Annotated in this window: 22 protein-coding genes; 11 read left to right on the top strand and 11 right to left on the bottom strand. The window is 71.9% G+C overall.

Annotated features, from left to right (window positions below; translation table 11 throughout):
- Positions 1-109: 109 nt before the first annotated feature.
- From GA0070608_RS22510 to GA0070608_RS22490, 5 genes are all read right to left on the bottom strand, one after another.
- The gene (locus tag GA0070608_RS22510; RefSeq protein WP_218107562.1) at positions 110-1,183 is read right to left on the bottom strand and encodes a (Fe-S)-binding protein; all 1,074 of its coding nucleotides are present in this window, start codon (positions 1,181-1,183) and stop codon (positions 110-112) included.
- Positions 1,180-2,565 carry an FAD-binding oxidoreductase gene (locus tag GA0070608_RS22505; protein ID WP_091630497.1) on the bottom strand — a complete coding sequence of 462 codons (1,386 nt, stop codon included), beginning with the start codon at positions 2,563-2,565 and terminating at the stop codon, positions 1,180-1,182. Before GA0070608_RS22505 ends, GA0070608_RS22510 begins: the two co-directional genes overlap by 4 nt.
- A 199-nt stretch (positions 2,566-2,764) precedes the next feature.
- Positions 2,765-3,562, bottom strand: a complete 798-nt coding sequence (locus GA0070608_RS22500) for a sugar phosphate isomerase/epimerase family protein (RefSeq protein ID WP_091635841.1) — start codon at positions 3,560-3,562, stop codon at positions 2,765-2,767.
- Between the two features lie 59 nt (positions 3,563-3,621).
- Positions 3,622-4,791 (bottom strand): dihydrodipicolinate synthase family protein, encoded by a 1,170-nt coding sequence (locus GA0070608_RS22495; RefSeq protein ID WP_425413241.1) that lies wholly within the window; start codon positions 4,789-4,791, stop codon positions 3,622-3,624.
- A complete protein-coding gene (locus GA0070608_RS22490) occupies positions 4,788-5,939 on the bottom strand; it encodes a Gfo/Idh/MocA family protein (protein ID WP_091630496.1) in 1,152 nt (383 codons plus the stop codon). The genes GA0070608_RS22495 and GA0070608_RS22490 overlap by 4 nt, the downstream gene beginning before the upstream one ends.
- Positions 5,940-6,236: 297 nt before the next feature.
- On the opposite strand from GA0070608_RS22490, the gene GA0070608_RS22485 reads away from it, so the two are divergent.
- Complete coding sequence (locus GA0070608_RS22485) at positions 6,237-7,298, top strand: LacI family DNA-binding transcriptional regulator (RefSeq protein WP_091630495.1); 1,062 nt, start codon at positions 6,237-6,239, stop codon at positions 7,296-7,298.
- Here GA0070608_RS22485 and GA0070608_RS22480 read toward each other — a convergent pair.
- Complete coding sequence (locus GA0070608_RS22480; RefSeq protein ID WP_245715887.1) at positions 7,291-8,544, bottom strand: hypothetical protein; 1,254 nt, start codon at positions 8,542-8,544, stop codon at positions 7,291-7,293. The genes GA0070608_RS22485 and GA0070608_RS22480 overlap by 8 nt on opposite strands.
- 221 nt (positions 8,545-8,765) lie before the next feature.
- Between GA0070608_RS22480 and GA0070608_RS22475 the strand changes: the two genes are divergently transcribed.
- Positions 8,766-10,319 (top strand): NAD(P)/FAD-dependent oxidoreductase, encoded by a 1,554-nt coding sequence (locus GA0070608_RS22475; RefSeq protein WP_091630494.1) that lies wholly within the window; start codon positions 8,766-8,768, stop codon positions 10,317-10,319.
- A 57-nt stretch (positions 10,320-10,376) separates the two neighbouring features.
- Here GA0070608_RS22475 and GA0070608_RS22470 read toward each other — a convergent pair whose 3' ends face one another.
- Together GA0070608_RS22470 and GA0070608_RS22465 are read right to left on the bottom strand one after the other, a co-directional pair.
- The gene (locus GA0070608_RS22470) at positions 10,377-11,282 is read right to left on the bottom strand and encodes a DUF6892 domain-containing protein (protein ID WP_091630493.1); all 906 of its coding nucleotides are present in this window, start codon (positions 11,280-11,282) and stop codon (positions 10,377-10,379) included.
- 106 nt (positions 11,283-11,388) lie between these two features.
- Positions 11,389-12,348 carry a helix-turn-helix domain-containing protein gene (locus GA0070608_RS22465; RefSeq protein WP_091630492.1) on the bottom strand — a complete coding sequence of 320 codons (960 nt, stop codon included), beginning with the start codon at positions 12,346-12,348 and terminating at the stop codon, positions 11,389-11,391.
- Positions 12,349-12,418: 70 nt separating this feature from the next.
- Here GA0070608_RS22465 and GA0070608_RS22460 point away from each other — a divergent pair, with 70 nt between their 5' ends.
- Both GA0070608_RS22460 and GA0070608_RS22455 read left to right on the top strand, forming a co-directional pair.
- Positions 12,419-12,742: a cupin domain-containing protein gene (locus GA0070608_RS22460; RefSeq protein WP_218107561.1), complete on the top strand. Its 324-nt coding sequence runs from the start codon at positions 12,419-12,421 to the stop codon at positions 12,740-12,742.
- Between the two features lie 84 nt (positions 12,743-12,826).
- Positions 12,827-15,787 (top strand): glycoside hydrolase family 183 protein, encoded by a 2,961-nt coding sequence (locus GA0070608_RS22455; RefSeq protein WP_091630491.1) that lies wholly within the window; start codon positions 12,827-12,829, stop codon positions 15,785-15,787.
- A 97-nt stretch (positions 15,788-15,884) separates the two neighbouring features.
- On the opposite strand, the gene GA0070608_RS22450 is transcribed toward GA0070608_RS22455, so the two are convergent.
- Positions 15,885-17,138, bottom strand: coding sequence for an MFS transporter (locus GA0070608_RS22450; protein WP_091630490.1), 1,254 nt, complete (start codon positions 17,136-17,138; stop codon positions 15,885-15,887).
- Between the two features lie 62 nt (positions 17,139-17,200).
- On the opposite strand from GA0070608_RS22450, the gene GA0070608_RS22445 reads away from it, so the two are divergent.
- The 5 genes from GA0070608_RS22445 (at position 17,201) to GA0070608_RS22425 (ending at position 20,449) form a co-directional block, all read left to right on the top strand.
- Positions 17,201-17,557, top strand: a complete 357-nt coding sequence (locus GA0070608_RS22445; RefSeq protein ID WP_091630489.1) for a MerR family transcriptional regulator — start codon at positions 17,201-17,203, stop codon at positions 17,555-17,557.
- Positions 17,558-17,651: 94 nt separating this feature from the next.
- Positions 17,652-18,137, top strand: coding sequence for a GNAT family N-acetyltransferase (locus tag GA0070608_RS22440; protein ID WP_091630488.1), 486 nt, complete (start codon positions 17,652-17,654; stop codon positions 18,135-18,137).
- 468 nt (positions 18,138-18,605) lie between these two features.
- Positions 18,606-19,313: an NPCBM/NEW2 domain-containing protein gene (locus GA0070608_RS32215; protein ID WP_141719528.1), complete on the top strand. Its 708-nt coding sequence runs from the start codon at positions 18,606-18,608 to the stop codon at positions 19,311-19,313.
- A gap of 60 nt (positions 19,314-19,373) precedes the next feature.
- Positions 19,374-19,865, top strand: coding sequence for a helix-turn-helix domain-containing protein (locus tag GA0070608_RS22430; RefSeq protein ID WP_091623943.1), 492 nt, complete (start codon positions 19,374-19,376; stop codon positions 19,863-19,865).
- Positions 19,844-20,449, top strand: coding sequence for a transposase (locus GA0070608_RS22425; RefSeq protein WP_245715730.1), 606 nt, complete (start codon positions 19,844-19,846; stop codon positions 20,447-20,449). The genes GA0070608_RS22430 and GA0070608_RS22425 overlap by 22 nt, the downstream gene beginning before the upstream one ends.
- Positions 20,450-21,309: 860 nt before the next feature.
- Here GA0070608_RS22425 and GA0070608_RS22420 read toward each other — a convergent pair.
- Both GA0070608_RS22420 and GA0070608_RS22415 read right to left on the bottom strand, forming a co-directional pair.
- The gene (locus tag GA0070608_RS22420; RefSeq protein ID WP_218107560.1) at positions 21,310-22,152 is read right to left on the bottom strand and encodes a siderophore-interacting protein; all 843 of its coding nucleotides are present in this window, start codon (positions 22,150-22,152) and stop codon (positions 21,310-21,312) included.
- Positions 22,149-23,186 carry an ABC transporter substrate-binding protein gene (locus GA0070608_RS22415; RefSeq protein ID WP_091630485.1) on the bottom strand — a complete coding sequence of 346 codons (1,038 nt, stop codon included), beginning with the start codon at positions 23,184-23,186 and terminating at the stop codon, positions 22,149-22,151. The genes GA0070608_RS22420 and GA0070608_RS22415 overlap by 4 nt, the downstream gene beginning before the upstream one ends.
- 112 nt (positions 23,187-23,298) lie before the next feature.
- Between GA0070608_RS22415 and GA0070608_RS22410 the strand changes: the two genes are divergently transcribed.
- Both GA0070608_RS22410 and GA0070608_RS22405 read left to right on the top strand, forming a co-directional pair.
- Positions 23,299-24,354, top strand: a complete 1,056-nt coding sequence (locus GA0070608_RS22410) for a FecCD family ABC transporter permease (RefSeq protein WP_411970844.1) — start codon at positions 23,299-23,301, stop codon at positions 24,352-24,354.
- On the top strand, positions 24,351-25,379 hold the full coding sequence (locus tag GA0070608_RS22405; protein WP_091630483.1) for a FecCD family ABC transporter permease: 1,029 nt from the start codon (positions 24,351-24,353) through the stop codon (positions 25,377-25,379). Before GA0070608_RS22410 ends, GA0070608_RS22405 begins: the two co-directional genes overlap by 4 nt.
- Positions 25,380-25,395 lie beyond the last annotated feature (16 nt).

Below are 25,395 nucleotides of genomic sequence, written 5' to 3'. Positions count from 1 at the left end.
GGATCGCGGCGAACGGCCCGGACCCCTGTGAGGGGGGTCCGGGCCGTTTCAGCACTCGTCCGGGTCGGCGTCGCGCGCCCGGGCTCCTCACGTCCCTGCCGGAGTGTCGCTACGGCGACTCGACGCGGGTGAGCAGCTCGGCGAGGTGCACGGCCCGCACGGCCGACCGGCGCCGGCGCAGACCGGTACGCAGCTGCCGCAGGCAGCCCGGGTTGACGGCCACCACCAGGTCGACCCCCGCGGCCTCGATCTCGTCGAGCTTCGCGTCGAGGATCCGCCGCGAGTCCTTGGCCCGCAGCAGCGAGTACGTGCCGGCCGCCCCGCAGCAGGTGGCCGCCGAGGGCAGCTCCACGTAGTCGGCGACCTGGCGCAGCAGCGCCCGGGGCTCGGCGAAGACGCTTAGGCCGTTGCGCAGATGGCAGGAGTCCTGGAGGGCGACCCTGGCTCGCCGCCCAGCCACCCGCAGCTCGGCTCCGGCGGGCCGGCCGGCGATCCAGGTGGACAGCTCGCGCACCCGGTCCCGGCCGAGCACGGAGGCCAGGTGTGCGGCGCAGCCGCCGGAGGTGGTGACGATCGTGCCCGGCAGGTCCTCGCCGAGCCGCTCGGCCAGCCGCTCGCCGCCGGCCAGGTCGCCGTTGTGCGCGTGCAGCGCGCCGCAGCAGCCCTGCGCGGTGGGGACCGCGAGTTCCGGTGCGAGACTCTGGGCGGCGCGGCTGACCGCAGGAAAGAGCCCCCGCTCCACGCAGCCCAGCATGAGCTGCGCGCCCGGCTCGTCGGCGGCGGACCCGGAGACGCCCTGGCCGCGGGCAGCGCGGCGGACCAGGCCGAGCAGCCGTAGCAGCCACCGCTGCTCGACCAGCAGCATCAGCGCCCGGGCCACCAGCGGCCGTCGCCAGCCCCGCCACTGGTGCACCCGCCACTGTTCCAGCAGGTCGCCGTACTCGACGCCGGCCGGGCAGACCGGCTCGCAGGCCCGGCAGCCCAGGCAGAACGAGGACTGCTCGGCGAGGGTGGCGTCGTCCGGGGGCAGGGTGCCGTCCTGCAACGCGCGCATCAGGGTGATCCGGCCGCGCGGCGAGGAGGCCTCGTCGCCGGTCATCGCGTACGTGGGGCAGGCCGGCAGGCAGAACCCGCAGGAGATGCAGCGGGACAGTTGTTCCGGGTTGAACACGTCGCCGGTCACGAGCCCAGCTTTCCGGGGTTGAGGATGCCGGCCGGGTCGAAGGCGGTCTTGATCCGGCGCAGCAGGGCGAGCTGGTCGTCGCCGAGGCGGGCGGCGAGGAACGGCAGCTTCGCCGCGCCGACCCCGTGCTCACCGGTGATCGTGCCGCCGAGCTCGATGGCGGCGGCGAAGACGTCGGCGAAGGCCGCCTCGGCCCGGCGTACCGCGTCGTGGTCCTCGGCCGAGTCGAGCACACAGGTGGGGTGCAGGTTGCCGTCACCGGCGTGGCCGAAGGTGGCGATGGCGACGCCGTGCCGGGCGGCGATGGCGTCGATCCGGTCGACCATCTCGGCGATCCGCGGCCGGGGCACGGTGGCGTCCTCCAGGATGGTCACCCCGCCCCGGCGGGACAACGCCGGCAGCGCGCAGCGGCGGGCGGCCAGCAGCGCCTCGGCCTGGGCGACCTCGCGGGCCGTGGTTACCTCCACCGCGCCGGCCTCGACGCAGGCCGCGCCGATCCGGTCCAGGTGGGTGGCGACCAGGTCGGGCGGGCCGTCGTCGCCGAAGAGCAGCAGGGCGCCGGCGTCGGTTCGCAGGCCCAGGTGGGCGAAGTCCTCCACGGCCCCGATGCAGGCCCGGTCGAGGAACTCCAGCGTCGCCGGCACCACCCCGGCCCGGATCACCCGGGCGACGGCCTCCCCCGCGTCGGCCAGTGTCGGGAAGTACGCCACCCCGGTGTTCGTCGACTCCGGGGCGGGCAGCAGCGCCACGGTCGCCTCGGTGATCACGGCGAGGGTGCCCTCGGAGCCGGTGAGCAGCCGGGTCAGGTCGTAGCCGGCGACGTCCTTCCACAGCCGGCCGCCGGTGCGGATCACCTCGCCGGTGGGCAGCACCGCCTCCAGGCCCAGCACGTAGTTGCGGGTCACGCCGTACTTCAGGCCACGCAGCCCGCCCGCGCAGGTGGCGATGGTGCCGCCGACGGTGGCGACGGTGCGGCTGCCCGGGTCGGGCACCCAGAGCAGGCCCCGTGCGGCGGCAGCGTCGGCCAGGGCGGCGCTGGTCACGCCCGGTTGCACCCGGGCGAGCAGCTCGTCGGCGCTGACCTCCAGGATGGCGTTGAGCCGGGTCAGCACCAGCACGATGCCGCCGCGCAGCGGCACGGTCGCGGCGCACAGGTTGGAGCCCGCGCCGCGGGGCACCACGGGCACCCCGCACCGGGTGGCGAGCGCCAGCACCGCGGCGACCTCGGCGGTGTCGGCCGGGAAGACCACCGCGTCGGGTCGGTGCGAGAAGAGGGGCGTCGCGTCCCGCGCGTACGCCACCAGGTCGCCGGCCGCGTCGTGAACGTGCGACGGGCCGACGATACCGCGCAGCTCGGCGAGGACGGTCGTGGACAGCGCCATGCCCACCCTTCCCGGCGCTGGCCCGCGCCCGTAGGTTTTTGCCGTCGACCTGCCACATGATCGGCGACAGTTTTCAGCCGATCATAGAGAGCCGGGCCGGTCAGGTGAAGACGACGCCACTTGTCGGCCGATCCGTCACCTCCGCATCCTCGCTTGGTCCCGGCCGGCTGTCGGGCCCGGCAGCCGGCCGGGACCGTGCTCAGGCGACGTGGTGCAGGTATCCCGCGACGGACGCGTCGAGGACCTCCCGGCCGGGCCGGGCCCACACCTGCGCCGAGAAGACCTCCACCTCGACCGGCCCGGTGTAGCCGGCCGCGTCGACGGCCTCCCGCAGCCGGCGCAGCTCGATGCAGCCGGCACCGGGCAGGGCCCGGCCGAGCAGCACCCCCTCGGGCAGCGGCGTGACCCAGTCGCACACCTGGAACGCGGCGATCCGCGCCCCGGCCCGGGCGATCTGCGCGTACACGGTGTCGTCCCACCACACGTGGTACGCGTCGACGACCACCCCGACCACGCCCGGGTCGAACCGCTCGGCGATGTCGAGCGCCTGGCCGAGGGTGGACACCACACAGCGGTCGGCGCAGAACATCGGGTGCAGCGGCTCGATCGCCAGGGTCACTCCGGCCGCGGCGGCGTGCGGGGCCAGCTCGGCGATGGCGTCGGCGACCCGGTCGCGGGCGCCGTCGACGTCCCGGCTGCCCGCCGGCAGCCCGCCGGAGACCAGCACCAGGACCGAGGTGCCGAGGGCGGCGGCCTCCTCGATGGCGCGCAGGTTCTCGTCCCGCCAGCCATCGGCGCTGAAGAAGCCGCCCCGGCAGAGTGAGGTGACCGCCAAGCCGGCGTCGCGGACCAGCTTCGCGGTGCGGGCCAGGCCGAACTCGGCGACCGGCTCCCGCCACAGCCCGATCCCCGGCACGCCGGCGGCGACGCAACCGGCGACGACCTCGGGCAGCGCCCAGTGCTGCGACGTGGCCTGGTTGAACGAGAACCGCCGCAGAGCGTTGCCGTCACCTGCCTTCACTGCTCCCGGCTGCGGGGCGTGCGAAACCGGATCGCTCACTGGTCCACCCCCGCGACGGTGAACAGGGCCCGGGCGCGGGCGGCGGCCAGGTCCGCGTCCGGCAGCAGCCCCGCGGCGTCGGCGAGGGTGAGCAGGGTGGCCAGGTGCGCCGGCGAGCGGCCGGACTGCGCCCCGCCGACCATCGTGAAGTGGTCCTGGTGCCCGGCCAGCCAGGCCAGGAAGACGATGCCCGTCTTGTAGTGCCAGGTGGGCGCCGCGAAGATGTGCCGGGCCAGGGGCACGGTCGGCGCGAAGATCTCGTCGTACGCCGCCAACTCCCCCCGGTCGAGCGCGGCCAGCGCGGCGGCGGCGGCCGGCGCGATCGCGGCGAACACCCCGAGCAGCGCGTCGGAGTGACCGCTCGCGTCGCCCCGGATCAGCTCCGGGTAGTGGAAGTCGTCGCCGGTGTAGAGGCGCACCCCGGCGGGCAGCCGGCGGCGCAACGCCACCTCGCGGTCGGCGTCCAGCAGGGAAACCTTGATGCCGTCCACCCGGGTGTCGTGGGCCTTGATCAGCTCGACCACGGCGTCGGCGGCCTCGTCGAGGTCGGCCGATCCCCAGTAGCCCGCCAGCGCCGGGTCGAACATCGGGCCGAGCCAGTGCAGCACCACCGGCTCGTCGGCGGCGGTCAGCAGCTCGTCGTACACCCGCAGGTAGTCCTCCCGGCCGCGGGCGGCGGCGGCCAGGTGGCGGCTGCACATCAGCACCGGGCGGGCCCCGGCGGCCCGCACGTCGTCGAGCTGCCCGAGGTAGGCGCGGGTGACCTCGGCCAGGGTGGCCGGGCCGGGCGGGAGCTGGTCGGTGCCGACGCCCGCGACGATCCGCCCGCCGACGGCGCGGGCCTCGGCGGCGCTGCGCCGGATCAGCTCGCGGGTGGCCGGGTAGTCCAGGCCCATGCCACGCTGCGCGGTGTCCATCGCCTCGGCCACCCCGAAGCCGTACGACCACAGGTGGTGCCGGAAGGCCAGGGTGCGGTCCCAGTCGAGCACGGCCGGAGCACCCGGGGTGTTCTCGGCCGACGGATCGGCCACCACGTGCGCGGCGGCGTACGCGATCCGGCTGGCCGGCGGCCCGGCCGGGCGCGGGAAGCCGGCGCCCCCGGTCAGCCGGTACCGCCGCCCACCCGGCAGCACCACCTCGGCCGCGCCCACGACTCCCACGCTCACAGCTCCAGCTCCGGGATGTCCAGCCGGGCGCCCTCACGCGCGGAACGCAGGCCCAGTTCGGCGAGTTGCACGCCGCGTGCGCCGGCCAGGAAGTCCCACCGGAACGGCTCGTCGGCGACGACGTGCCGCAGGAACGCCTCCCACTGCACCTTGAAGCCGTTGTCGAACTCCTCGTTGTCCGGCACCTCCGTCCACTGCGACCGGAAGGGCTCGGTGACCGGCAGGTCGGGGTTCCACACCGGCTTCGGGGTGACCGCGCGGTGCTGCACGCGGCAGCTGCGCAGCCCGGCCACGGCGCTGCCCTCGGTGCCGTCGACCTGGAACTCGACCAGCTCGTCGCGGTGCACCCGGACGCACCACGAGGAGTTGAGCTGCGCGACCACGCCGCCGTCGAGCTCGAAGATGCCGTACGCGGCGTCGTCGGCGGTCGCCGGGTAGCTGCGGCCCGCCTCGTCGACCCGCTGCGGCACGTGCATGGCGGTGAGGCAGGAGACCGTACGCACCCGGCCGAAGAGCTCCTGAAGCACGTACTGCCAGTGCGGGAACATGTCCACGACGATGCCGCCGCCGTCCTCGCTGCGGTAGTTCCAGGACGGGCGCTGGGCCGGCTGCCAGTCGCCCTCGAAGACCCAGTAGCCGAACTCCCCACGCACCGACAGGATCCGGCCGAAGAAGCCGCCGTCGATGAGCCGCTTGAGTTTGCGCAGCCCGGGCAGGAAGAGCTTGTCCTGGACCACCCCGGTACGCACGCCGGCGGCGCGCGCCGCCCGGGCCAGGTCGAGGGCGCCCTCGGTGTCCTCCGCCAGCGGCTTCTCGGTGTAGATGTGCTTGCCGGCCTCCAGTGCCCGGCGGATCGCCTTCTCCCGCTGCTGGGTGACCTGGGAGTCGAAGTAGATCTCGACGTCGTCGCGGGCCAGCGCGGCGCTCAGGTCGGTGGTCCAGTCGGTCAGGCCGTGCCGCTCGGCGATCTCGCGGAGCTTGCTCTCGCTGCGCCCGACCAGGACCGGCTCGGGCCAGATCGAGGTGCCGTCGGCCAGGGGCACGCCGCCCTGCTCGCGGATGGCGAGCAGGGAGCGCACCAGGTGCTGCCGGTAGCCCATCCGGCCGGTGACGCCGTTGACGATGATGCCTATCGACCTGCGGGTCATGGTGTTCCTTCCCTCCGCGGGCGCCGCCGACCGGGGACGGCGGCGGGCGGCGACCTGTTCCACGCCTGTGCTGCCGCCCGGAGGTCCCCGGCGGCAAAACGTCAGGCAAGCGCTTTCCTGAGGAGCGTAGGGAACGCCTCCCCCTCAGGCAAGAGGCCTCCCGGCCCGTCGCGCGGCACGCGCCATCCACCGGGCCGGGTGGTCGCGCGCGGGGCCGGAGAAGGGCTTTCGCTACGGTACGGTGACGGGTGGCCGGCACCCGGGCACGGCCGTCGATCAACGACCGAGGGGGCGGCAGTGGCGACCCTGTCCGACGTGGCCCGGCGGGCGGGAGTCTCGCCCGCGACCGCCTCCCGGGTGATCAACGGCAGCAGCAAGCCCGTCACCGAGGATCTCCGCGAGCGCGTGCTGCGCGCCGTCGCCGAGTTGCAGTACGTGCCGAACGCGCACGCCCAACTACTGGCCCGTTCGCACCGGGTGGCGGTGGGCGTCATCGTGCACGACGTCTCCGACCCGTACTTCGCCGAGATCACCCGGGGCCTGCAACGGGTCGCCACCGACCAGGGCCGGCTGCTGATGATCTGCAACAGCTACCGCGACCCGGACCGCGAGTTGGAGTACGTCGAGCTGCTGCGTGGCCAGCAGGTCGCCGCGATCATCCTGGCCGGCTCGGGCTACCACGACGCCACCTTCACCCGCCTGCTCAACGAGAAGCTCGCCGCATACGAGGCGACCGGCGGACGGGTCGCGGTCATCGGCCGGCACGAGCACTCCGGCGACGCGGTGATGCCGGACAACCGCGCCGGTGGCCGGCTGATCGGCGCGGAGCTTTACGAGCTCGGCCACCGGGCGATCGGGGTGGTGGCCGGGCCGGCGGTGCTCACCACCACCACCGACCGGCTCACCGGGCTGCGGGAGTCCCTCGCCGCGCACGGGCTGAGCCTGCCCGAGCACCGCGTCCGGCACGCCGAGTTCGACCGCGACGGCGGCGTCGCCGCCACCGCCGCCCTGCTCGACGCCGATCCCGAGCTGACCGCCATCGTCGCGCTCAACGACTCGATGGCGATCGGCGCGCTGGCGCTGCTGCGCTCCCGGTCGGTGGCGGTGCCCCGGCAGATGTCGGTCATCGGCTTCGACGACATGCCGATCGCCCGGGACGTCACCCCCGCGCTGACCACCGTCCGGCTGCCCCTGGTCGAGATGGGGGCCCGCGCGATGTCGCTGGCACTCGACCCGGGGGCGGCGGCGCCCCGCGTCGAGATCCTGCCCGCCGAGGTGGTCCGCCGCGACAGCACCGGCCCGGCCCCCGAGGTCACCCCGACCCGCCCCCGCCCGACACCTGGGGCGCGGGTCAGATGATGAAGTGGGTCCAGTAGGCCAGCCAGGTGACGAAGAGCGCGCCCTGGAGCAGGGCCAGGGCCGCGGTCAGCCAGGCGTCGGCGCCCGCGTTCCGGGCCCAGCGGGCCAGCACCAGGCCGACCGGGAAGACGGCGAGCAGGTATCGCAGCAGGCTCTTGTACACCGGCGGGCCCATCGACAGCGGCACCAGGACCATGGTCAGCCCGTACACGAGATAGGGCAGCCCGAGCTGGCGGGCGCCCACGACCAGGACCACCAGCACCACCACGGCGAACCACACCCGTAGGGCGTCGCGGGGCGGGGTGTCGGTCAGGCCGTTCCACAGCACCGCCAGCGGGTTCTGCACGCTGATGTCCCAGCCTTCCTCCTGGGCGTGCTTGTAGGCGAACCAGTCGCCGCTCTGCCATCGACAGAACGCCATGAAGGTCAGCCAGCCGGCGGGCACCAACGCCAGCGGCCAGCCGACGCGCAGGTACGCCCACCAGGAACGCGGGCCCAGCCGGTAGCCGTGCTGCCGCAGCAGCACCAGGGCCAGCGGCAACACGACGAAGAACCCGACCGAGCGACTCATCGCCAGGAAGAAGCCGACGACACCGACAAGCAGCCAGCGCCGCCGCTCGGCGTAATGAAAGGTGGCCAGCGCGAGACAGAGGAACAACGACTCGGTCAGCGCCGCCTGGAACAGGAACCCGGCCGGCAGCAGCACCAGGTAGCGGACGAACCGGCGGGCGGAGGCGTCGTCGCCGAGCAGTCGCTCGCCCAACTGATGGGCGTAGTAGAGCATCAGCAGGAACGCGACGTTGGAGACGAGCAGCAACGCCAGCGCCGTGTCCCCGCCCAGCAGCGGGGCCAACGGACGGGCCAGAAACGGATAGAGCAGGGGAAAACCGAAGTCGGGCCACGGTTGGTCGAGTGGGAGCCGGGCCAGGTGGTCGTAGAGGAAGGAATCCCAGGCGAACCAGAGCGCGACCGCGCGGTGCCCGGAAATCGCCCGCTGCTGCTCGCGCATCATCGTCTCGTCCGGCGGCGGCGCCCACGGCACGTCGTCGAAGGCGCTCAGCGTCAGCACCCCGACGGCGCTGAGCACGATCTTCGTACCGAAGAAGACGGCCAGGACGAACAGCCACGGCGTCGGCACCCGGCCGGCGACCCGCGACGCCGCGCGCCGCAGGTCGTGGCCGCGCCCGGTCAGCCGGGCGGGCACCGCGCGCCGCCGCCGATCCGTGGCGGCCCGCCCTCTGTCCATCACGCGTCTCCCGCTCCGGCCGCCCGAACGGTGCCATATCCCCGTTCCGGGGCCGTTGACACGTCGATGTGACTCCGCGCGGAGGAACCGGGTGCCGGGCGCGTGGCGGGCGGTCCACCTCGTCGGGCCGTCCCGGGCCCGGACGGGCATCGGGGGTGAGTTCGGGTCGATGCCGGGTAAGCGGGCCGCCTCCGGGAGACGGAAGCAGGGGGCGAACGGGCATGGGCGAAGAACGCGGCACGGTGGTCATCGGCGCTGGGCCGGCAGGCCTGACGGCGGCGTACGAGCTGCTCCGGCGGGACAGCCCGGTCCGGGTGTTCGAGGCCGACGAGGTGGTGGGCGGGATCAGCCGCACCGTCGAGCGGGACGGGTGGCGCTTCGACATCGGCGGGCACCGGTTCTTCACGAAGGTGGCCCGGGTCGAGAAGTTCTGGCACGAGATCCTGCCCGACGAGGACTTCCTGCTGCGGCCCCGGATGAGCCGGATCTACTACCGGGGCGCCCTGTTCGACTACCCGCTGAGCGCGACGAACGCCCTACGCAACCTCGGCCTGCGGGAGGCCGTGCTGTGCATGGGCTCGTACGCGCGGGCCCGGCTGCGCCCGCCGAAGGACCAGTCGCACTTCGAGGGTTGGGTCTCGGCCCGGTTCGGCTGGCGGCTGTACTCGATGTTCTTCAAGACGTACACGGAGAAGGTCTGGGGGATGCCGGCCGACCGCTTGCAGGCCGACTGGGCCGCGCAGCGGATCAAGAACCTGTCGCTGGCCAAGGCGGTCCGCAACGCGGTGCTGCCCCGGCGCAACCGCACGGACGTCACCAGCCTGATCGAGGAGTTCCAGTACCCGAAGTTCGGCCCGGGCATGATGTGGGAACGCTGCACCGAGGAGGTGCGCCGACGCGGCGGCCGGGTGGACACCGGCACCTGGGTGACCGCCGTGCACCGGGACCCGGAGCGCCGCAGAGCCGTCGCCGTCACCGTCAACGGGGCCGGCGGGCAGCGCACCGAGCCGGCGGCGCACGTCGTCTCCTCGATGCCGATCTCCGAGCTGGTCGCCGCGCTGCGTCCGGCGGCCCCGCCGGAGGTGCTGGCCGCCGCAGCCGACCTGCGGTACCGGGACTTCCTGACCGTCGCGCTGGTGGTGCCGGAGGAGTTCTCGTTCCCGGACAACTGGATCTACGTGCACGACCCGGCGGTGAAGGTCGGCCGGATCCAGAACTTCGGCTCCTGGTCGCCGCACCTGGTGAAGGACGGCCGCACCTGCCTCGGCCTGGAGTACTTCGTGTTCGAGGACGACGAGACCTGGCGTACGCCGGACGCCGGGCTGATCGCCGCCGCGACGGCCGAGTTGGAGCGGCTCGGTCTGGTCCGGCCGGGGGTGGTCGAGGCCGGGTACGTGGTGCGGATGCCGAAGGCGTACCCGGTCTACGACGAGCGCTACCAGCACAACGTGGACGTGATCCGGGACTGGCTGGCGCGCGAGGTGCCCAACGTGCACCCGGTGGGCCGCAACGGCATGCACCGCTACAACAACCAGGACCACTCGATGCTGACGGCGATGCTCACCGCCGAGAACATCGCCTGCGGCACCAGTCACGACGTGTGGTCGGTCAACGTGGAACAGGACTACCACGAGGAGTCGAGCCACGACGGCGACGGCCACCGGGGCACCGGCCGGGACGCGCCCGTCCTGCCAGCCCGGCCCGCCGCCCCGCTCGCCACGACCCTCGACGGCGTCGCCCGGCCCGAACGGCCGACCCAGGTACGCCCCGGCTGAGCCGCCTACCGCAAAGCACAACCACGGCAAACAGCGCCTCCGCCTGGCCGGGACGCTCTAAAGCGTCGGCGGGCGTGTGCGACTCGCTGCTTCGTCCAACTCGCTGACCGTGACGCCACGCGCCCGCAATTGCGCGATCTGGTGCTCAGGCAGCAGGGCGAGCGGGGTGACTTTCAGATCGCGCAGGTTGCGCAGCGCCTCCACGCCCGCCAGCGACCGGATGCAGAACTCGTCGGACTCGCCGTCCCACTGCTCCCACACCATGTGCGCCGTGTCGTGCCCACCACCGATCCAGCTGAGGGACTCGACGGTGTCGAGCTCCGCCTGGGGTATCGCGACCGCCATCAGCCGGGCCAGGTTGCCCTCGTCGAACTCGAACGCGTCGAAGAAGTACGTCGGCGGCAGCTCGACCGAGTGCAGCAGCCTGTCGAGCACCGCCAACTTCAGGATCGGATCACCGAACGGCGCCGCCGCCTCGACCGGGTCGGGCAGGAAATTGTCCACCTGGACACCACGCCCAGCCAGCGCTGCGAGCACCTCGTGGCCCGCTGGGTGCAGCACGCCCGCACAGCCGATGCGCACCCGCTTGAGCCGATCACACACCAGCAGCGGGGCCAGGTCCACGTCCGGCGGCACACCGAGCCACAGCAGCTCCAGCTCAGGCAGCGCGGTGAGCGGTCCGAGGTCACCGACCTCGGACTCGCGCAGGTACAGGTTGCGCAGCCCCAGGAAGCCTTCGATGCCGGCCAGCGACCGGATCGTGCCGTCGACGCCGTCCGGCAGCGCGTCCCAAAGGTCGGCCTCATCGGTCCAACAGGCCCGATCGGCGTCGGCCGAGACCTCCAGCGTGAGCACCTCGGCATAACGGGCCTTGAGCTCATCGACCGGACGTTCGCGTATCTCGGCGACCGCATCGTTCAGAAAGTCTGACTCAAGCAAGGCCAACCGCAGGCAGGGATCCACGTGGGCAACCTACCTGACGATGACCACTCACACGGGTGGTGCCCGATGCCACGCACCCGCTGGACACACGTACCCCAAACGCATCGACATCCGGCCGCCTTGCGGTCTACGGGCTCGTGCCGCGGCCGAAGGAGCGGCGGTAGGCGGCCGGTGTGGTGTGCACCGTGCTGCGGAAACGGCGGCGCAGGTTGGTGGCGGTGGACAGGCCGACTCTGGTCGCGATCGTCTCGACCGGCAGGTCGGTCTCCTCCAACAGGGCTCGCGCGGCCATGATGCGTCGCTGGAGCAGCCACTGCCCTGGGCTGACGCCCAGTTGCGCGGTGAACCTGCGGGCCAGGGTGCGCGGGGACAGGTTGGCCCGTACGGCGAGGTCGTTGACGGTGAGCGGCTCGTGCAGTCGCTCCGCGGCCCAGTCCAGGACAGGGGCCAGGGACACCGGGGTACGCGCGGTCGGGGGCGTGGCCGCGTACTGCTGCTGCCCGCCCTCGCGATGCGGCGGCATGACCATGTGCCGGGCGATCTGGGTGGCGTGGGCGGCGCCGTGGTCGCTGCGGACCAGGTGCAGGCACAGGTCGATCCCGGCGGCGGTGCCTGCGCTGGTCGCGACGTCGCCGAGGTCGATGTACAGGGTGTCGGCTTCGACGCGCACGCCGGGAAAGCGGGCGGCGAACTCGGCGGCCATCCGCCAGTGGGTGGTCGCCCTGCGCTGATCGAGCAGCCCGGTGTGGGCGAGCAGGAAGGCCCCGGAGCAGATGGCGACGATGCGGGCGCCGCGACTGTGGGCACGTCGCAGCGCGTCGATCACGGCGGGCGGGGCGGGCTGCTCGCGGCGTTGCCAGCCAGGGAGCACCACCGTGTCCGCGGTCTCGAGCGCGCGCAGCCCGCTGGTGACCGCCATGTCGTATCCCGCCAGGGTGGATACGGCGCCCGGGTGCTCGGCACACACGTCGAAGCTGTAGCTGACTGGCAGACCTGGGCGCCGCACGCCGAACACCTCGGCGGCACAGGCGAGTTCGAACGTGGACTGCGGCGGCAGGACGAGGGCGACCACCCGGTGAATGGTCATGGCAGGAATGTACCTGGCAACGTCATTCCAGACACTGGCCGGTGCGGGGCGGCACGACGATCATGACCGCATGACGCACGAATCCGATGATGTGCAGATCCTGCAGGTCGATGAGGTGGAACCCGTCGAGGTTTTTCCCGGCATCGTCCGGCGGCGCCTGCCGGCGACCGAGCGGGCCCGCGGCTGGATGTACGACTTCGCCCCGGGAACGGAGTGGCCGGAGGTCGACGTGCACGAGGGCGAGGAGCGCTACTACGTCGTCTCGGGCGAGTTCATCGATCGGGGCCACCGTCTGGGGCCGGGCAGCTACGTGGTGTTCGCTCCGGGCACCGCGCACCGCCCGCGCACCGAGACCGGCGCGCGCATGATCGGCATCAGTATTCTCGCGACGTAGCCGGCAGGCCCGAACCGCGCCCGTCGTGGATCGGGCTCGTGAGCTGGTCGGACACGCCCGATGTTGTCTAATTTGGAGTGAGCAATGAGGAACACCCTGGCCCTGGTCAGCACGACGATCGTGCTGGCCGCGGCCGTGTTGACCGGCGGCAGCGCACAGGCGGCCCCCGATCCACGGGCCGCCCCGGCCGCCGATCGCACCATCGGCACCGCCGCGCCACCGCACCCGCCCGAGCCGCAAGTGACCACGCCGCCTGTCCCGCGGCCCAAGCCGTTCAAGGAGGCGCCGCCCGGCACCGCCGCCGACAAGGCGGCCACCCCGCCCGACTTCGGACCCGACGAACGGATTCTCTCGGCCTACCACCGGGGCAAGCTCTCCCGGGATGACGCGGTGCGGTACGGGCTGGGCGCGCTGCGCTCACCCCGGTCGGTCCCCGCCCACCTACGGCCGACCGGCGCCGTCCGCGACCCGCAGCGGTATCTGACCTACCTGTCGATGCTGGCGGCGAGCACCAGGCCGGAGGTGTCGGCAACTGTCGCGCCAGATGTCACCGCGCCTGCCGCCGCCCCGGTGGCGGCCGGCTACGACGACTGCGCCGCCGAGCCGTTCGACTACCTCGGTACCACCTACCGCTGCCGGGCCTCCGCCGGCGAGTTCCTCGTGCTGTACAACGTCGCCTCGGCAGGCAGGCCGGGCGTCCCCGCGGACTTCAACGCCAACGGCCGGGCGAAGGCGGTACAGCACATGCTGAACTCGCTCGCGATCGCCGTCAACGAGTACCGCGCGATGGGTTACCCGCTGCCCGTCCGGGACGGCAAGCCGTGGGTGCTGGTCTACGGCGTCGACGAGATCCCGGTCGTCGGCGGCCTCGGACTCAAGATCGACGCGCCCTTCGTGCTGCCCTACGGTCTGAACCAGCAGGCCACCATCCTGGTGCCCAACGGGCAGGACGACTGGGACTACCTGCCTCGCCACGAGCTGTTCCACGTCATGCAGTACCAGTACTGGGACAGGTCCGACGTCGAAAGCGACTTCATCGTCAACTTCGTGGGCGGCAAGGAATTCGGCTCCATGAACTGGTGGATGGAGGCCACCGCGGAGTGGGCCACCCGCCAGACCTACGCCCGCGACCCGTCCTTGCCCATCCCCGGCGACGAGAAGTTGTACGCCCGCAACGTCTACGACGTGCTCAGCATGCCCGGGGCGGCGCTCAACTCGTGGGGCGGGCTGGGCGAAGGCCGGCAGTACGGCGCGTTCCTGCTGGCCACCTACCTCACCGAGCAGATCGACGCGACCTTCGTACGGCGCACGTGGGAGAGCGTCCGGGACCACGGCCACCTGCCGATCGAGGCGATCCGGCACACCGCGCAGGGGTACGGCATCAACTTCGCCGACATGCTGCTCAACTACCACATCGCCAACTACCGGCTGGCCAAGGCGAACGCCGCCCCCGCCCCGACGGTGGACGCGTGGCGCCCGTACGGCTACCTGGACGCCAACACGTCACTGTGGCGCACCAACCTCAGCTCCATGACGGGAACGAGCGGCGACATCCTCGGGGGCGCGAGGCCGGCCCGCAAGAGCCACCCGACACCCGCTGGCAGGTACGTGGAATACCAGGACACCCTGCGCAAGGGTGGCGCCGTCTACCACGATTTCCGGGCGGTCCAGAACTCCGGCGACCCGAGTTGCGGATACTGCTCGACCCTGCTGGTGGACACCACCAAGGACCCCCACCGCCGCTCCGCCGTCATCATCTGGTCGCCGGCCGGCGGCACCGGCACGATGGCGAAGTACCCGAGCATTCAGACGGTGCGCCACCCCGACGCGGGCGGCCTGATCACGGTGCCGGACTTCAAGCACCCGATGGTGGCCACCCTGGTGACGACCTGGACTGAGCTGGACGTCCACTCCGCCGACGCGGACAGCAGCCCGAAGACGTTCCCCACCTACGTGGAGACCACGCTGCCACTCACGGGCCGCTCCTGCGTGCTGCGCCCGCTCTCGGTGAGCAGCGTGGAGACCAACGTCCAGCCGGAGGCCACCTTCAACCAGTACGCGGCCAGCACTGCGGACGGCTGGACCGGCGGCGATTCCACGTATTCGGTGAAGCTGCCGGACGGCCGGATCGTGTGGCTGTTCTCCGACACCTGGATGGGGCCGCTCAACGGCGACGGCACCCGGCCGGTGACCGCGCCGCTGGTGAACAACACGTTCGTGGTGCAGAGCGGCACAAGCCTGACCACCTACCAGGGTGGCACCGCCGGGGCGCCCCGGGCGTTGCTGCCGCCGTCCGGGATCGGCAAGTGGTACTGGGTCGGTGACGGCCACCTCTCCGGCGGCCAGCTCCAGGTGGTGTACCAGGAGTACGAGCGCTTCGGCTCGGGCGCCTGGGACTGGCGGTTCCACCGCAACGTGGTGGCGAACTTCGCCCTGTCCAACCTGCGCACCCCGGTCAGCGTCCGGGAGCTGCCCTCGGCGAGCGGGGTCGCCTGGGGCTCGGGGCTCCTGCCGGCCAGCCGCAGCGGCGACGGCTACACCTACGTGTACGGCGTGGACGACTCCCCGATCAACAAGCAGATGCGCATCGCCCGGGTGTCCGGCAGCGATCTTGCTGGGGGCACCTGGCAGTACCACACGCCGTGGGGCTGGACTGTCCGGGAGCAGAACTCCCGCAACCTGCTGACCGGCATCGCCAACGAGTACAGCGTGACCCCCTGGGGCGGGCAGTTCCTCCTGCTCAGCCAGGACAGCACCCAGGCGTTCAGCGGGCAGATCAACGCCTGGACGTCCTGCTCGCCGTACGGGCCGTTCACCCAGAAGACCCCCGTCTACCGGATGCCGGAACCCGGACCGTACGGCAGCTACTGGAATCCGAACATCATCTCGTACAACGCGCACGTACACACGGCACTGAGCTCCGGCAACACGTTCGTCGCGTCGTACAACGTCAACAGCATGGACACCCGCGTCTCTCCCGACGCGGACCACTACCGCGACCCGGGCATCTACCGCCCCCGGTTCTTCCGGTTCACCCTCGGGTGAACCTCCGGTTCCGCCGGGTGTCACCGTGACACCCGGCGGAACCGCAGGGCCCGAGCACGGCACGGTACGCGACAAGTGGGTGCCGGTCAGCAAGCGTTCACGCGGTCGTCCCCGCGCGTCTGCTGGGGAACCCGTGTGCGCGAGCGGCGATCACCACTACCAGTACCGGCATCAGGAGCGCCAGGACGCTCCAGGGAAGCAACAGAGGCCCGAGGATGTCGAGGATGAGTCCGCCGGCGACTCCACCGCCGGCCATGGCCGCGTTCCACAGCGTGACGAGCATGGCTTGTGCGGCGTCCGCCGACTCGCCCCCCGCGTCGCCGACGGCCGTTTGCAGGAGCGTGGGGGCGCCTCCCCACCCGAGCCCCCACAGCGTTACCGCGGCGTAGACCAGAGCAGGGCTCTCGGCCAGTACAGCCAGGATGGCGGCTGCCACGGCGACGAGGAGGGTGCTTGCGATGGTGAGGGTTCGTAGCCGACGGTGGATGTTGGCGCCCACGATCCAGATGCTCAGCAGGCAGGTGGCGCCGAAGACCAGCAGTACGAGGTCGATGGAGTCGCCCATGCCGAGCCTGCCGAGGAAGGTGGCGACGTAGGTGTAGAGGATGGTGTGGGCCAGCACGAAGACCAGGGTGACGAGCAGGACCGGCGCCACGCCGGGGATGTGGAGGGTCCGCAGCATCGGGGTCCGGCCTTCCGCCCGCTGCCCTGGATAGTCCGGAACCGTCGCGGTGATCCACCCGAGCAGGACGACGGTGAGCACGGTCATGACCAAGAAGGCCGCCTGCCAGCTGAGCGCTTCGCCGAGGAAGGTTCCCGCAGGTACTCCCAGGGACAGCGCAACCGGAATGCCGGCCATGGCGATCGCGATGGCCTTGCCCTGCAGGTGAACAGGGGTCATCCGGCGGGCGTATCCGGCCAGCATCGCCCAGGCCAGGCCCGCGGCCACCCCGGCGACGAACCGGGCCACCATGGTCAGGGGATAGTTCGTCGAAACTGCGGTGACCGTATTGGCGAGAGCGAATCCTGCCATCGCCGTCAGCAACAGACGCCTTCGCCGCCACCCCGCTGTGGCCGCGGTCAAGGGGATCGCCGTGAGCGCGGTCCCGATCGCGTAGATCGTCACCGACTGCCCCATCGCGGACCCGCTGACCCTGAGGTCAGCACTCATCGCGGGCAGCAGCCCTGCGGGCAGCGTCTCGGTCAGGCTGGTGATGAAGACGGCCGTGGCCAGCGCCAGCAGTGCCGCCACAGGCAGTTTCCGGTCCCCGGTCTCGGCACGGGAGCTGGCAGGTAGTTCAGTACGGCGGAAGGTCGTGGTGCGTTTCCTCACGCCCGGCGTGGTTGGCATGCCGGTACGGTAAAAGTTGACATCGGTGTCAGTTTCAAGTCGCCAGGCAAGAAGGGCGGGGAATGCGGATCGGGGAACTGGCCCGGCGCACCGGGGTGAGCGGGCGGTCGCTGCGCTATTACGAGCAGCAGGGGCTGCTGATGGCAGAGCGCACTCCCGGCGGACATCGCGACTATTCCGAGGGCGCGGTCGACCGGGTCATCCGCATCCAGGAACTCTTCGCCGCGGGGCTACACAGCGCGAAGATCGCACAGCTGCTGCCCTGCATGCGGGACACGGACGGCGGCCCGTCCGAGATCGCCACTGCGCAGCTGGTCACGGACCTCACCGCGGAACGAACCCGTGTCGATCGAATGATCACCGATCTGATCCGCTCGCGGGGGATCCTCGACGAAGTGATCGACGCGGCATCGGGCTGACGCGACCTGGTACCGCAACGGCAACTGGCCGGGCGCACCCTTCCCGCGCGTAAACGTTTTGCCGCCGCGTCCTGCCGCCCATAGCATCCGCCGGATGCGGATCCGCGAGTTCCACGAGCCCGACTGGGCCCAGTTGTGGCCGATCGTCGAGGAGGTGGTCCGGGCCCAGGAGACCTTCCCCTACGACCCGGAGCTGACCGCCGAGCAGGCGTACGACATGTGGGTGGAGGCCGCGCCGGGCCGGACGGTGGTCGCGGTCGACGGCGACGCGGTGCTGGGCACCGCGAAGATGGGCACCAACCGCCCCGGGCCCGGCGCGCACGTCGCCACGGCCAGCTTCATGGTTGCCCGCGCGGCGCGCGGCCGGGGCGTGGGCACCGCGCTGTGCCGGCACGCGGTCGACTGGGCCCGCGAGCGGGGGTACGCCGGAATGCAGTTCAACGCCGTCGTGGCGAGCAACACCACCGCCGTCGAGCTGTACCGGCGGGAAGGGTTCGACGTGGTGGGCACGGTGCCCGGCGCGTTCCGGCATCCCGCCCTCGGCCGGGTGGGCCTGCACGTCATGTATCGGGAGTTCTGACCGACCGACGAAACGCCGCGCGCCGCGTCCCGCTGGGGCGGGACGCGGCGCGCGGCGGGCACCGTCAGGCGGCGGGCCAGGCTACGCGTGGACAGTGGGAAGCTGGCGGGATAGACCAGCAACATAGCTCCTGTGCTGAGCGGTCGTTCTACACCACCCTCGCCTGCCTGCTCAACCACTCTTGATCACGATGAGAGTGGCTCACTGATCGACAGCGCACACGACTGACAGATTTCCGTCACCATTCTCTGGCCCGCACCTGTCTGAGCTGCGGGTTTCGCCGACGATTACCACACCGCCCAACTAGGGGCAGCCCTTGCGCATCTGGGCTATCCGAGTGGTAGTCGAGGGTCTACCCTCGGCGATCAGCGTGCCGGATAATAGATCAATGTCCGCCGCCGAAGGTGCCTCAGTTGGACCGGTCTCCACGGAAGCCAAATCGACTGTGAACAAAGGGGGGTTGAGGTGGTGAGTGCGCCCTCGGGGCCTGGTGTGCCGGGACACGGACCGGACGGCAAACCGAGACCGGCACCCGCACGCAGGCCACTCGGGGAGGTCGCGGCGCTGGTCTCGGCGGGCACCGGTCTGCTGGGGCTGCTGCTCGGCTTCTTCGGACTGCCAGCGGTGGTGAACTCGCCCACTGCGGCGCGGGTCACGGTGACGGAGACGGTCGTGGTTCCCGGACCCACTGTGACGGTGACCGCCCCGAGCGCCGATCGCTCCGAGCCCGGGCCCGGCCCCTCGGCATCGTCGTCCGGCTCCGCCGGTGTGGACCGGCAGGCGCTGACCCTGCTGGACCCCGTTGACGGACGACCAATGCTCAGTTCGGGTTCGGGAACGTTGAAGGGGGAGGAATATCCGGACGCGGCCACGGTGAATTTCTGTATCGGCGGGTTCACCGAATACAACATCGGCACGAACTGGAAGAGGTTCACTGCCACCGCTGGGCTCGACGACAGCTCCTCCAATTGGCCGATGACGGTGCAGATATACAGTGATGGACGCCGTCTCGTCAGTGTCCGCGCGGGCCTGGCTGACCCTAAGAGGGTCGATGTCGACGTCACGGGAGCCACGCGGCTGAGGATTGGCTACGAACTGCTGGGCAACACCTGCGACTATGACAACAAACCCCGACTGGTGCTCGGAACCCCGACTCTGTCCCGCTACAGACCTTGAATGGCCAGGTTCGTCCGATGTGGCCTGTGTGATGGCCTCGCGTTGGGGTAGATCGATGGGATGAGGTATCCCGATGGAGGTGGGTTGTCCGCGCGGGGGCGGGCGAAGCGTGAGGCGGTACGACGGCAGGCGGCCGGGTGGTTCGCCCAGGATGTGTCGGTGCCGGAGATCGCGCGCAGGCTGCGGGTGTCGCAGACCGCGGTGTACGGGTGGCGTAAACGGTGGCAGGTCGGTGGTGAGCAGGCCCTGGCCTCGAAAGGGCCGGGTGGGTCTCGGTGTCGCCTGGATGAGGGCCGGCTGCGGCGGCTGGCCGATGGCCTGGAGGAAGGGCCGGCGGCGCACGGGTTCGGTAGTGATCAGCGGTGGACCCTGGCGCGGGTGTCGGACTTGATCGCCCGGATGTTCCGTACCCGGTACACGCTGCGCGGGACGGCGAACATCATGTACCGGTTGGGTTGGTCGGTGCAGGTCCCCGCGCATCGTGCGGTCGAGCGTGACGAGGCCGCGATCGTCACCTGGCGGCGGGAGACGTGGCCGGCGGGAAAACGGTAGCGGCGCAGCGGCAGGCGTGGCTGGTCTTCGAGGACGAGGCTGGTCAGACGTTGCGCCCTCCGAAGGCCCGCACCTGGGGACGACGCGGGCACACCCCTGTGGTTCCGGTGGCGGGCAAGGGTTCCGGTCGGGTCTCGATCGCCGGGTTGACCTGTTACCGGCCCGGGAAGCGGTCCCGGCTGATCTACCGCACGATCACCCATCGCGGTCGCAAGAACGAGCGCCGTAGCTTCAGTGAACGCGACTACATCTGCCTGCTCGACGCCGCTCACCAGCAGCTCGGCGGCCCGATCGTGTGCGTCTGGGACAACCTGAACACCCACGTCTCCGCCGCCATGCGGCAGATGATCGACGCCCGGGACTGGCTGACCGTCATCCGGCTACCGGCCTACGCCCCGGACCTGAACCCGACAGAGGCAGTGTGGTCCCACCTCAAACGCAGCATCGGCAACCTCGCCGTGACCGGCGTCGACCACCTCCTCGCAATCGTCAAGAACCGACTCAAGAGCATCCAGTACCGCACCGACCTACTCGACAGCTTCCTCGCGCACACCGGACTGACCCTCAAACCCGACACAACCTGACCATTCAAGATCTGTAACGGAGCGACCCGACTCAATCGGGGTCAGCCCGCGGCTCTGTTCAAGATCTCCTTCTCCAGCTCCAGCTGGGCCACCTGACGCCGCAGCCGCAGCAACTCAGCCCGCTCGTCAACAGCCAGGCCACTGGGGTGTCCGGTCTCAGGGGGTCACTTCAACGACGAGTACCTGCCACGGCAGCTCGCAGCGCAGAAACCCGCCACCCAGCGACGTGTCGTAGAAGGCGCCCCTCGCACCGCGTCGGCCAAGGCCTCGGCAAAGTCGGGCGGGTCTCCGGCCTGGGGTGGTTGGCGGAGACCCGCCCTTGCTGGTGGGAGCAGCGCAGGCTGAGCGCCGTTTCCGATGCCCACCGTGGCCACGGCTGACCGCATGGGAGATCTTGGAGCCGAATGGCCCCTGGAGGGGCCGGTTCCCTCCAAGATCCTCAGCCATCCCAAGAAGCGGAACGTACGTCCCGTTACATGGTCGGCTACGGGCAGGCTCGGCGGGGCGGGACAGGCGCAGCCGACGTCCGAGCCAGGTCTGGGCGAGGTCCTCGACGGTGGTCGTCACCCAGCTAGTCACCCACTCACTCGGCACCCGAACCATCCCGATCTCGAAGCAGGCGTCCGAGGAGGTACAGCGCTCCACCATCTCCAGATCGCGCTCGCTGTCGCAGATCCTCCAACCAGCCTTCCTCGTGGAGCAGCCGGTTCAGCCGCCTGCGCGCGTGCGCATCACGTTGACCGAGAGCCGCCAGCTCGACATGACGCCCGGTGCGAGCAAGCAGATCCATGTGCCAGAGCTGTGCATCACGCCGCGCGCCGCGTCCCATCGCGGCGGGACGCGGCGCGCGGCGGGCACCGTCAGGCAGTGGCCGAGGCGGTGGTCTCGGCGCGCAGGGCGTCCTCGGAGGCACCCCGGCGCCAGTAGCCGGAGAAGGTGACGTGCCGGCGGTTCAGGCCGCGCTCGCCGACGAGGTGCCGACGCACCGAGCGCACCATCGAGGACTCACCGGCGATCCAGGCGTACGGGGTGCCGCCCAGCCGGGCGGCACGGACCGCGTCCGCCAGCAGGGTGCTGCCGGGGGCGGTGCCGCCCCGCACGATCCAGCACACCTCGGCCCGCGCCTCGGTGGGCAGTTCCTGGATGTCCGCCGCGTCGGGGACCTCGATCCAGGCCCGGACCGGGGTGCCGGCCGGCAGCCAGGCCAGGATGCCGGCGGCGGCGGGCAGCCCGCTCTCGTCGGCCACCAGCAGCACGGAGTCGGTACCGACCGGCGGACGGAAGCAGACGCTGCGGTTGTCGTGGACGGCCGGGCCGAGCAGCACCACCCGGTCGCCTGGCAGGGCGTGCCGGGCCCAGCGGGAGGCGGGGCCGGTGTCGCCGTGGCTGACGAAGTCGATGTCCACCTCGGCCAGCTCGGGGCGCTGCTCCCGGATGGTGTACGAGCGCATCACCGCGCGCACGTCGGGGTCCATCGCCCGGTAGGCGCCGAACCAGTCCTCCCCCGCCGCGACGGGGAGCACCGGCTCGGGCTGGCCGGGGTGCGGCAGGAACAGCGAGACGCTCTGGTCCCGGCCGCCGCCGGCGAAGTCGACCAGCTCCGGCCCGCCGAAGGTGACCCGGACCAGGGAGGCGCCGATACGGCGGGCGCCCACGACCTGGGCGGCGAAGAGGCGGTACTGGACGGCGACGGCGGTGGTCACGCGGTGACCTTCTTCGCGCTCTTGATGGCGGCGGCCAGGTTCTCCAGCAGCGGTGCGGCGCCGGCGTACGAGAAGCGGGGCACGGCGTCCCATCCGGTGATCTGGTTGGCCTTGACCGCCGGAAGCTGCTGCCAGGTCGGCTTGGCGGCCATGTCCTTGGGCTGCAGGGCGGTGTTGCGGTTGTCCAGCAGGATCAGGTCGGCCGGGAACTTGCCGGCGTTCTCCCAGCTCAGGGCCTCGAAATAGTCGCCGGCCTCGAGCTTGGTGGGGACGACGATGTCGACGCCCAGCTCGGCGAAGTACATCAGGTCGGTGCTGACCTTGGGGTTGGAGACGTAGAACAGGTCGGGGCTGCCGGAGGCGGCCATCACCTTGAGGCCCGGGTTCGCCTTGACCGCCTGGCGGACCGACTCGGCTGCGGCCTCGAAGCGGGCCTTGGCGTCGGTGACCTTCTTCGCCGACAGGTCGGCGCCGAGGGACTCGGCGAGCTGCGCGTAGCGCTCGATCGGCTTGGTCATCGGCACCCGGGCGGTGGTGATCGTGACGCTGGGGGCGAGCGGCAGGATCTTGGCCTTGCTCTCGTCCGGCACGTACCAGAAGGCGCCCGGGTCGTACATGTGGGTGACCAGCAGTTCGGGGCGCAGGCCGGCGTACTTCTCCAGGTTGAACTCGCCCCAGACGTTGCCGAGAATCTCCACACCCTCGACGTTGAGGTCACCGGCCTGCGGGTCCTTGCTGCCGTCGGCGCGCTTCGTCTCGCCGAACACGCCGACGATCTGCTTGTCGATCCCGAAGTCGACCAGCGCGGCGGCGACCCCGGTGAAGGCGACCACCCGGGTCGGGCGGGCGGCGGCGCTCACCTTCTCGTTACGGTCGTCGGTGAACGACCACGGCCCGCCGGAGTTCTTGGCGGCCGGGTCGGCGGAGTCCTCGTCCCCGCCGCAGCCGGCGAGCAGGGCGGCCAGAGTGGCGGCGCCACCGGCGGCGAGCAGGCCCCGGCGGGAGAGGCGGCGGGCGGGCACGGGATGCGACATGGCGGTGTCTTTCGATCGGGGTCGGGCGAATGACCGTGGACAGCGGGGTTAGGTTAACCTAACCTAAACGGCTGTCAAGTCCCGTTCGGAAACGCGCACCACATCGGAGCCCATACTGTCCGCCACCCTCTCCAAACGCGCCGGCACCGCGCCGGCACCGCCCGTCGTGCGCCGGCGCAGCCGGGCCGCGCTGCGGGCCGCCGGCCTCGCGGCGTCGGTGCTGCTGCTCGCCGCCGTCGCGGTGCTCAGCATCGCCGTGGGCGCCAAACAGCTCCCGCTCGCCGACGTGTGGCCGGGCCTGCTGGACCCCGGCGCCGCGGAGTACGCCGTCGTGCACCGGATGCGGCTGCCGCGTACGCTGCTCGGCCTGCTCGCCGGCGCGGCGCTCGGCGTCGCCGGCGCGGTGATGCAGGCGCTCACCCGCAACCCGCTCGCCGACCCCGGCCTGCTCGGCATCAACGCCGGCGCCTCGGCGGCGGTGGCCAGCGGTGCGCTCCTGTTCGGCGTCGGCGGCGTCGGCGGGCAGGTGTGGTTCGCGCTGCTCGGCGCGGCGGTCGTGACCGCCGCCGTGTACGCCGTCGGCGGCGGTCGCGGGGCCACCCCGGCCCGGCTGGCGCTGGCCGGCGCGGCACTCAACGCCACCCTCTACTCGTACGTCAGCGCGGTGATGCTGATGGACACGGCGTCGCTGGAACGGCTGCGGTTCTGGACGGTCGGCTCGCTGGCCAGCGCCGAACCGTCGACCGTACGCACGGTCGCGCCGTTCATGGCGGCGGGGCTGCTGGTCGCCCTGGCCGTCGCGCGCCCGCTCAACGCGATGGCGCTCGGCGACGACGCGGCCCGCGCGCTCGGCGCCCGACCGGCCCTGGTCCGGGGTGCCGTCATCCTGGCGATCACGCTGCTCTGCGGCGCCGCCACGGCCGCCTGCGGACCGATCGTCTTCGTCGGGCTGCTCGTGCCGCACCTGGTCCGCGCGCTCACCGGGCCGGACCTGCGCTGGCTGCTGCCGTACTGCGCGGTGCTGGCGCCGGTGCTGCTGCTCGGCGCCGACGTGCTGGGGCGGGTGTTGAGCCGGCCGGGCGAGCTCCAGGTCGGGCTCGTGACCGCCGTGGCGGGCGGGCCGCTCTTCCTCTGGCTGGTGCTGCGCGGGCGGGTGGCCCACCCATGATCACCCTCCGTACCCCCGGCGGCCTGTCCCTGCGGTTGCGACCCCGCGCCGTCGCCGTCGGCGTCACCTGCGTGCTGCTGGCCCTGGCGCTGAGCGTGCTCGCCATCGGCAGCGGCGACTACCCGATGAGCCCCGCCGACGTGCTGCGCGCCCTCACCGGCCGGGGCACCCCGGCCGAGGAGTTCATCGTCACCGAGCTGCGGCTGCCCCGGGTGGTCACCGCGCTCTGCGTCGGCGCCGCGCTGGCGTTGGCCGGCGCGGTCTTCCAGTCACTGGTCCGCAACCCGCTGGGCAGCCCCGACATGCTCGGCTTCACCCAGGGCGCGGCGACCGGGGCCCTCGTCGTGGTGGTGCTCGGCGGCAGCAGCCTGGCGCTGGCCTCGTCGGCGGTCCTCGGCGGGCTGGTCACCGGCGCGCTGGTCTACGCGCTGTCCTGGCGGCGCGGCGTGCACGGATACCGGCTGATCCTGGTCGGCATCGGCACCATGGCGATCCTCACCGGGGTCAACGGGTGGCTGCTCACCCGGGCCCCGCTGATGGACGCCGCCCGCGCCGTACTCTGGCTCACCGGCAGCCTCGACGGGCGCGGCTGGTCGAACGCCCTGCCGCTGCTGATCGCGCTGGCGGTGCTGGTGCCCCTCATGCTGGCCGGGTACGGGCCGGCGATGCGGCTGGTCGAGATGGGCGACGACACCGCCGCCGCCCTCGGCGTACGGGTGGAGCGGCTGCGCCTGGTCGTGCTGGCGGCGGCGGTGCTGCTGGTCTCCCTCGCGGCGGCCGCCGCCGGGCCGGTGAACTTCGTGGCCCTCACCGCCCCGCACCTGGCCCGGCGACTGACCCGGGCGCCGGGGCCGAACCTGCTGCCCTCGGCGGCTGTCGGGGCGCTGCTCCTGGTCGCCGCCGACCAGCTCGCGATGCGGGCGTTCGCCGGGCACCAACTGCCGGTCGGCGTGGTGACCGGCGTGCTCGGCGGCGCCTACCTGGTCTGGCTGCTGGCCACCGAACGCCGGGCCGGCCGGCTGTGACCGGGCCCGGCCCGCG

It is taken from the genome of Micromonospora peucetia, assembly GCF_900091625.1.
GTDB lineage: Bacteria > Actinomycetota > Actinomycetes > Mycobacteriales > Micromonosporaceae > Micromonospora > Micromonospora peucetia.
Note: the sequence above shows the minus strand (reverse complement) of the source record. Positions and strands in the feature narration are given on the sequence as shown.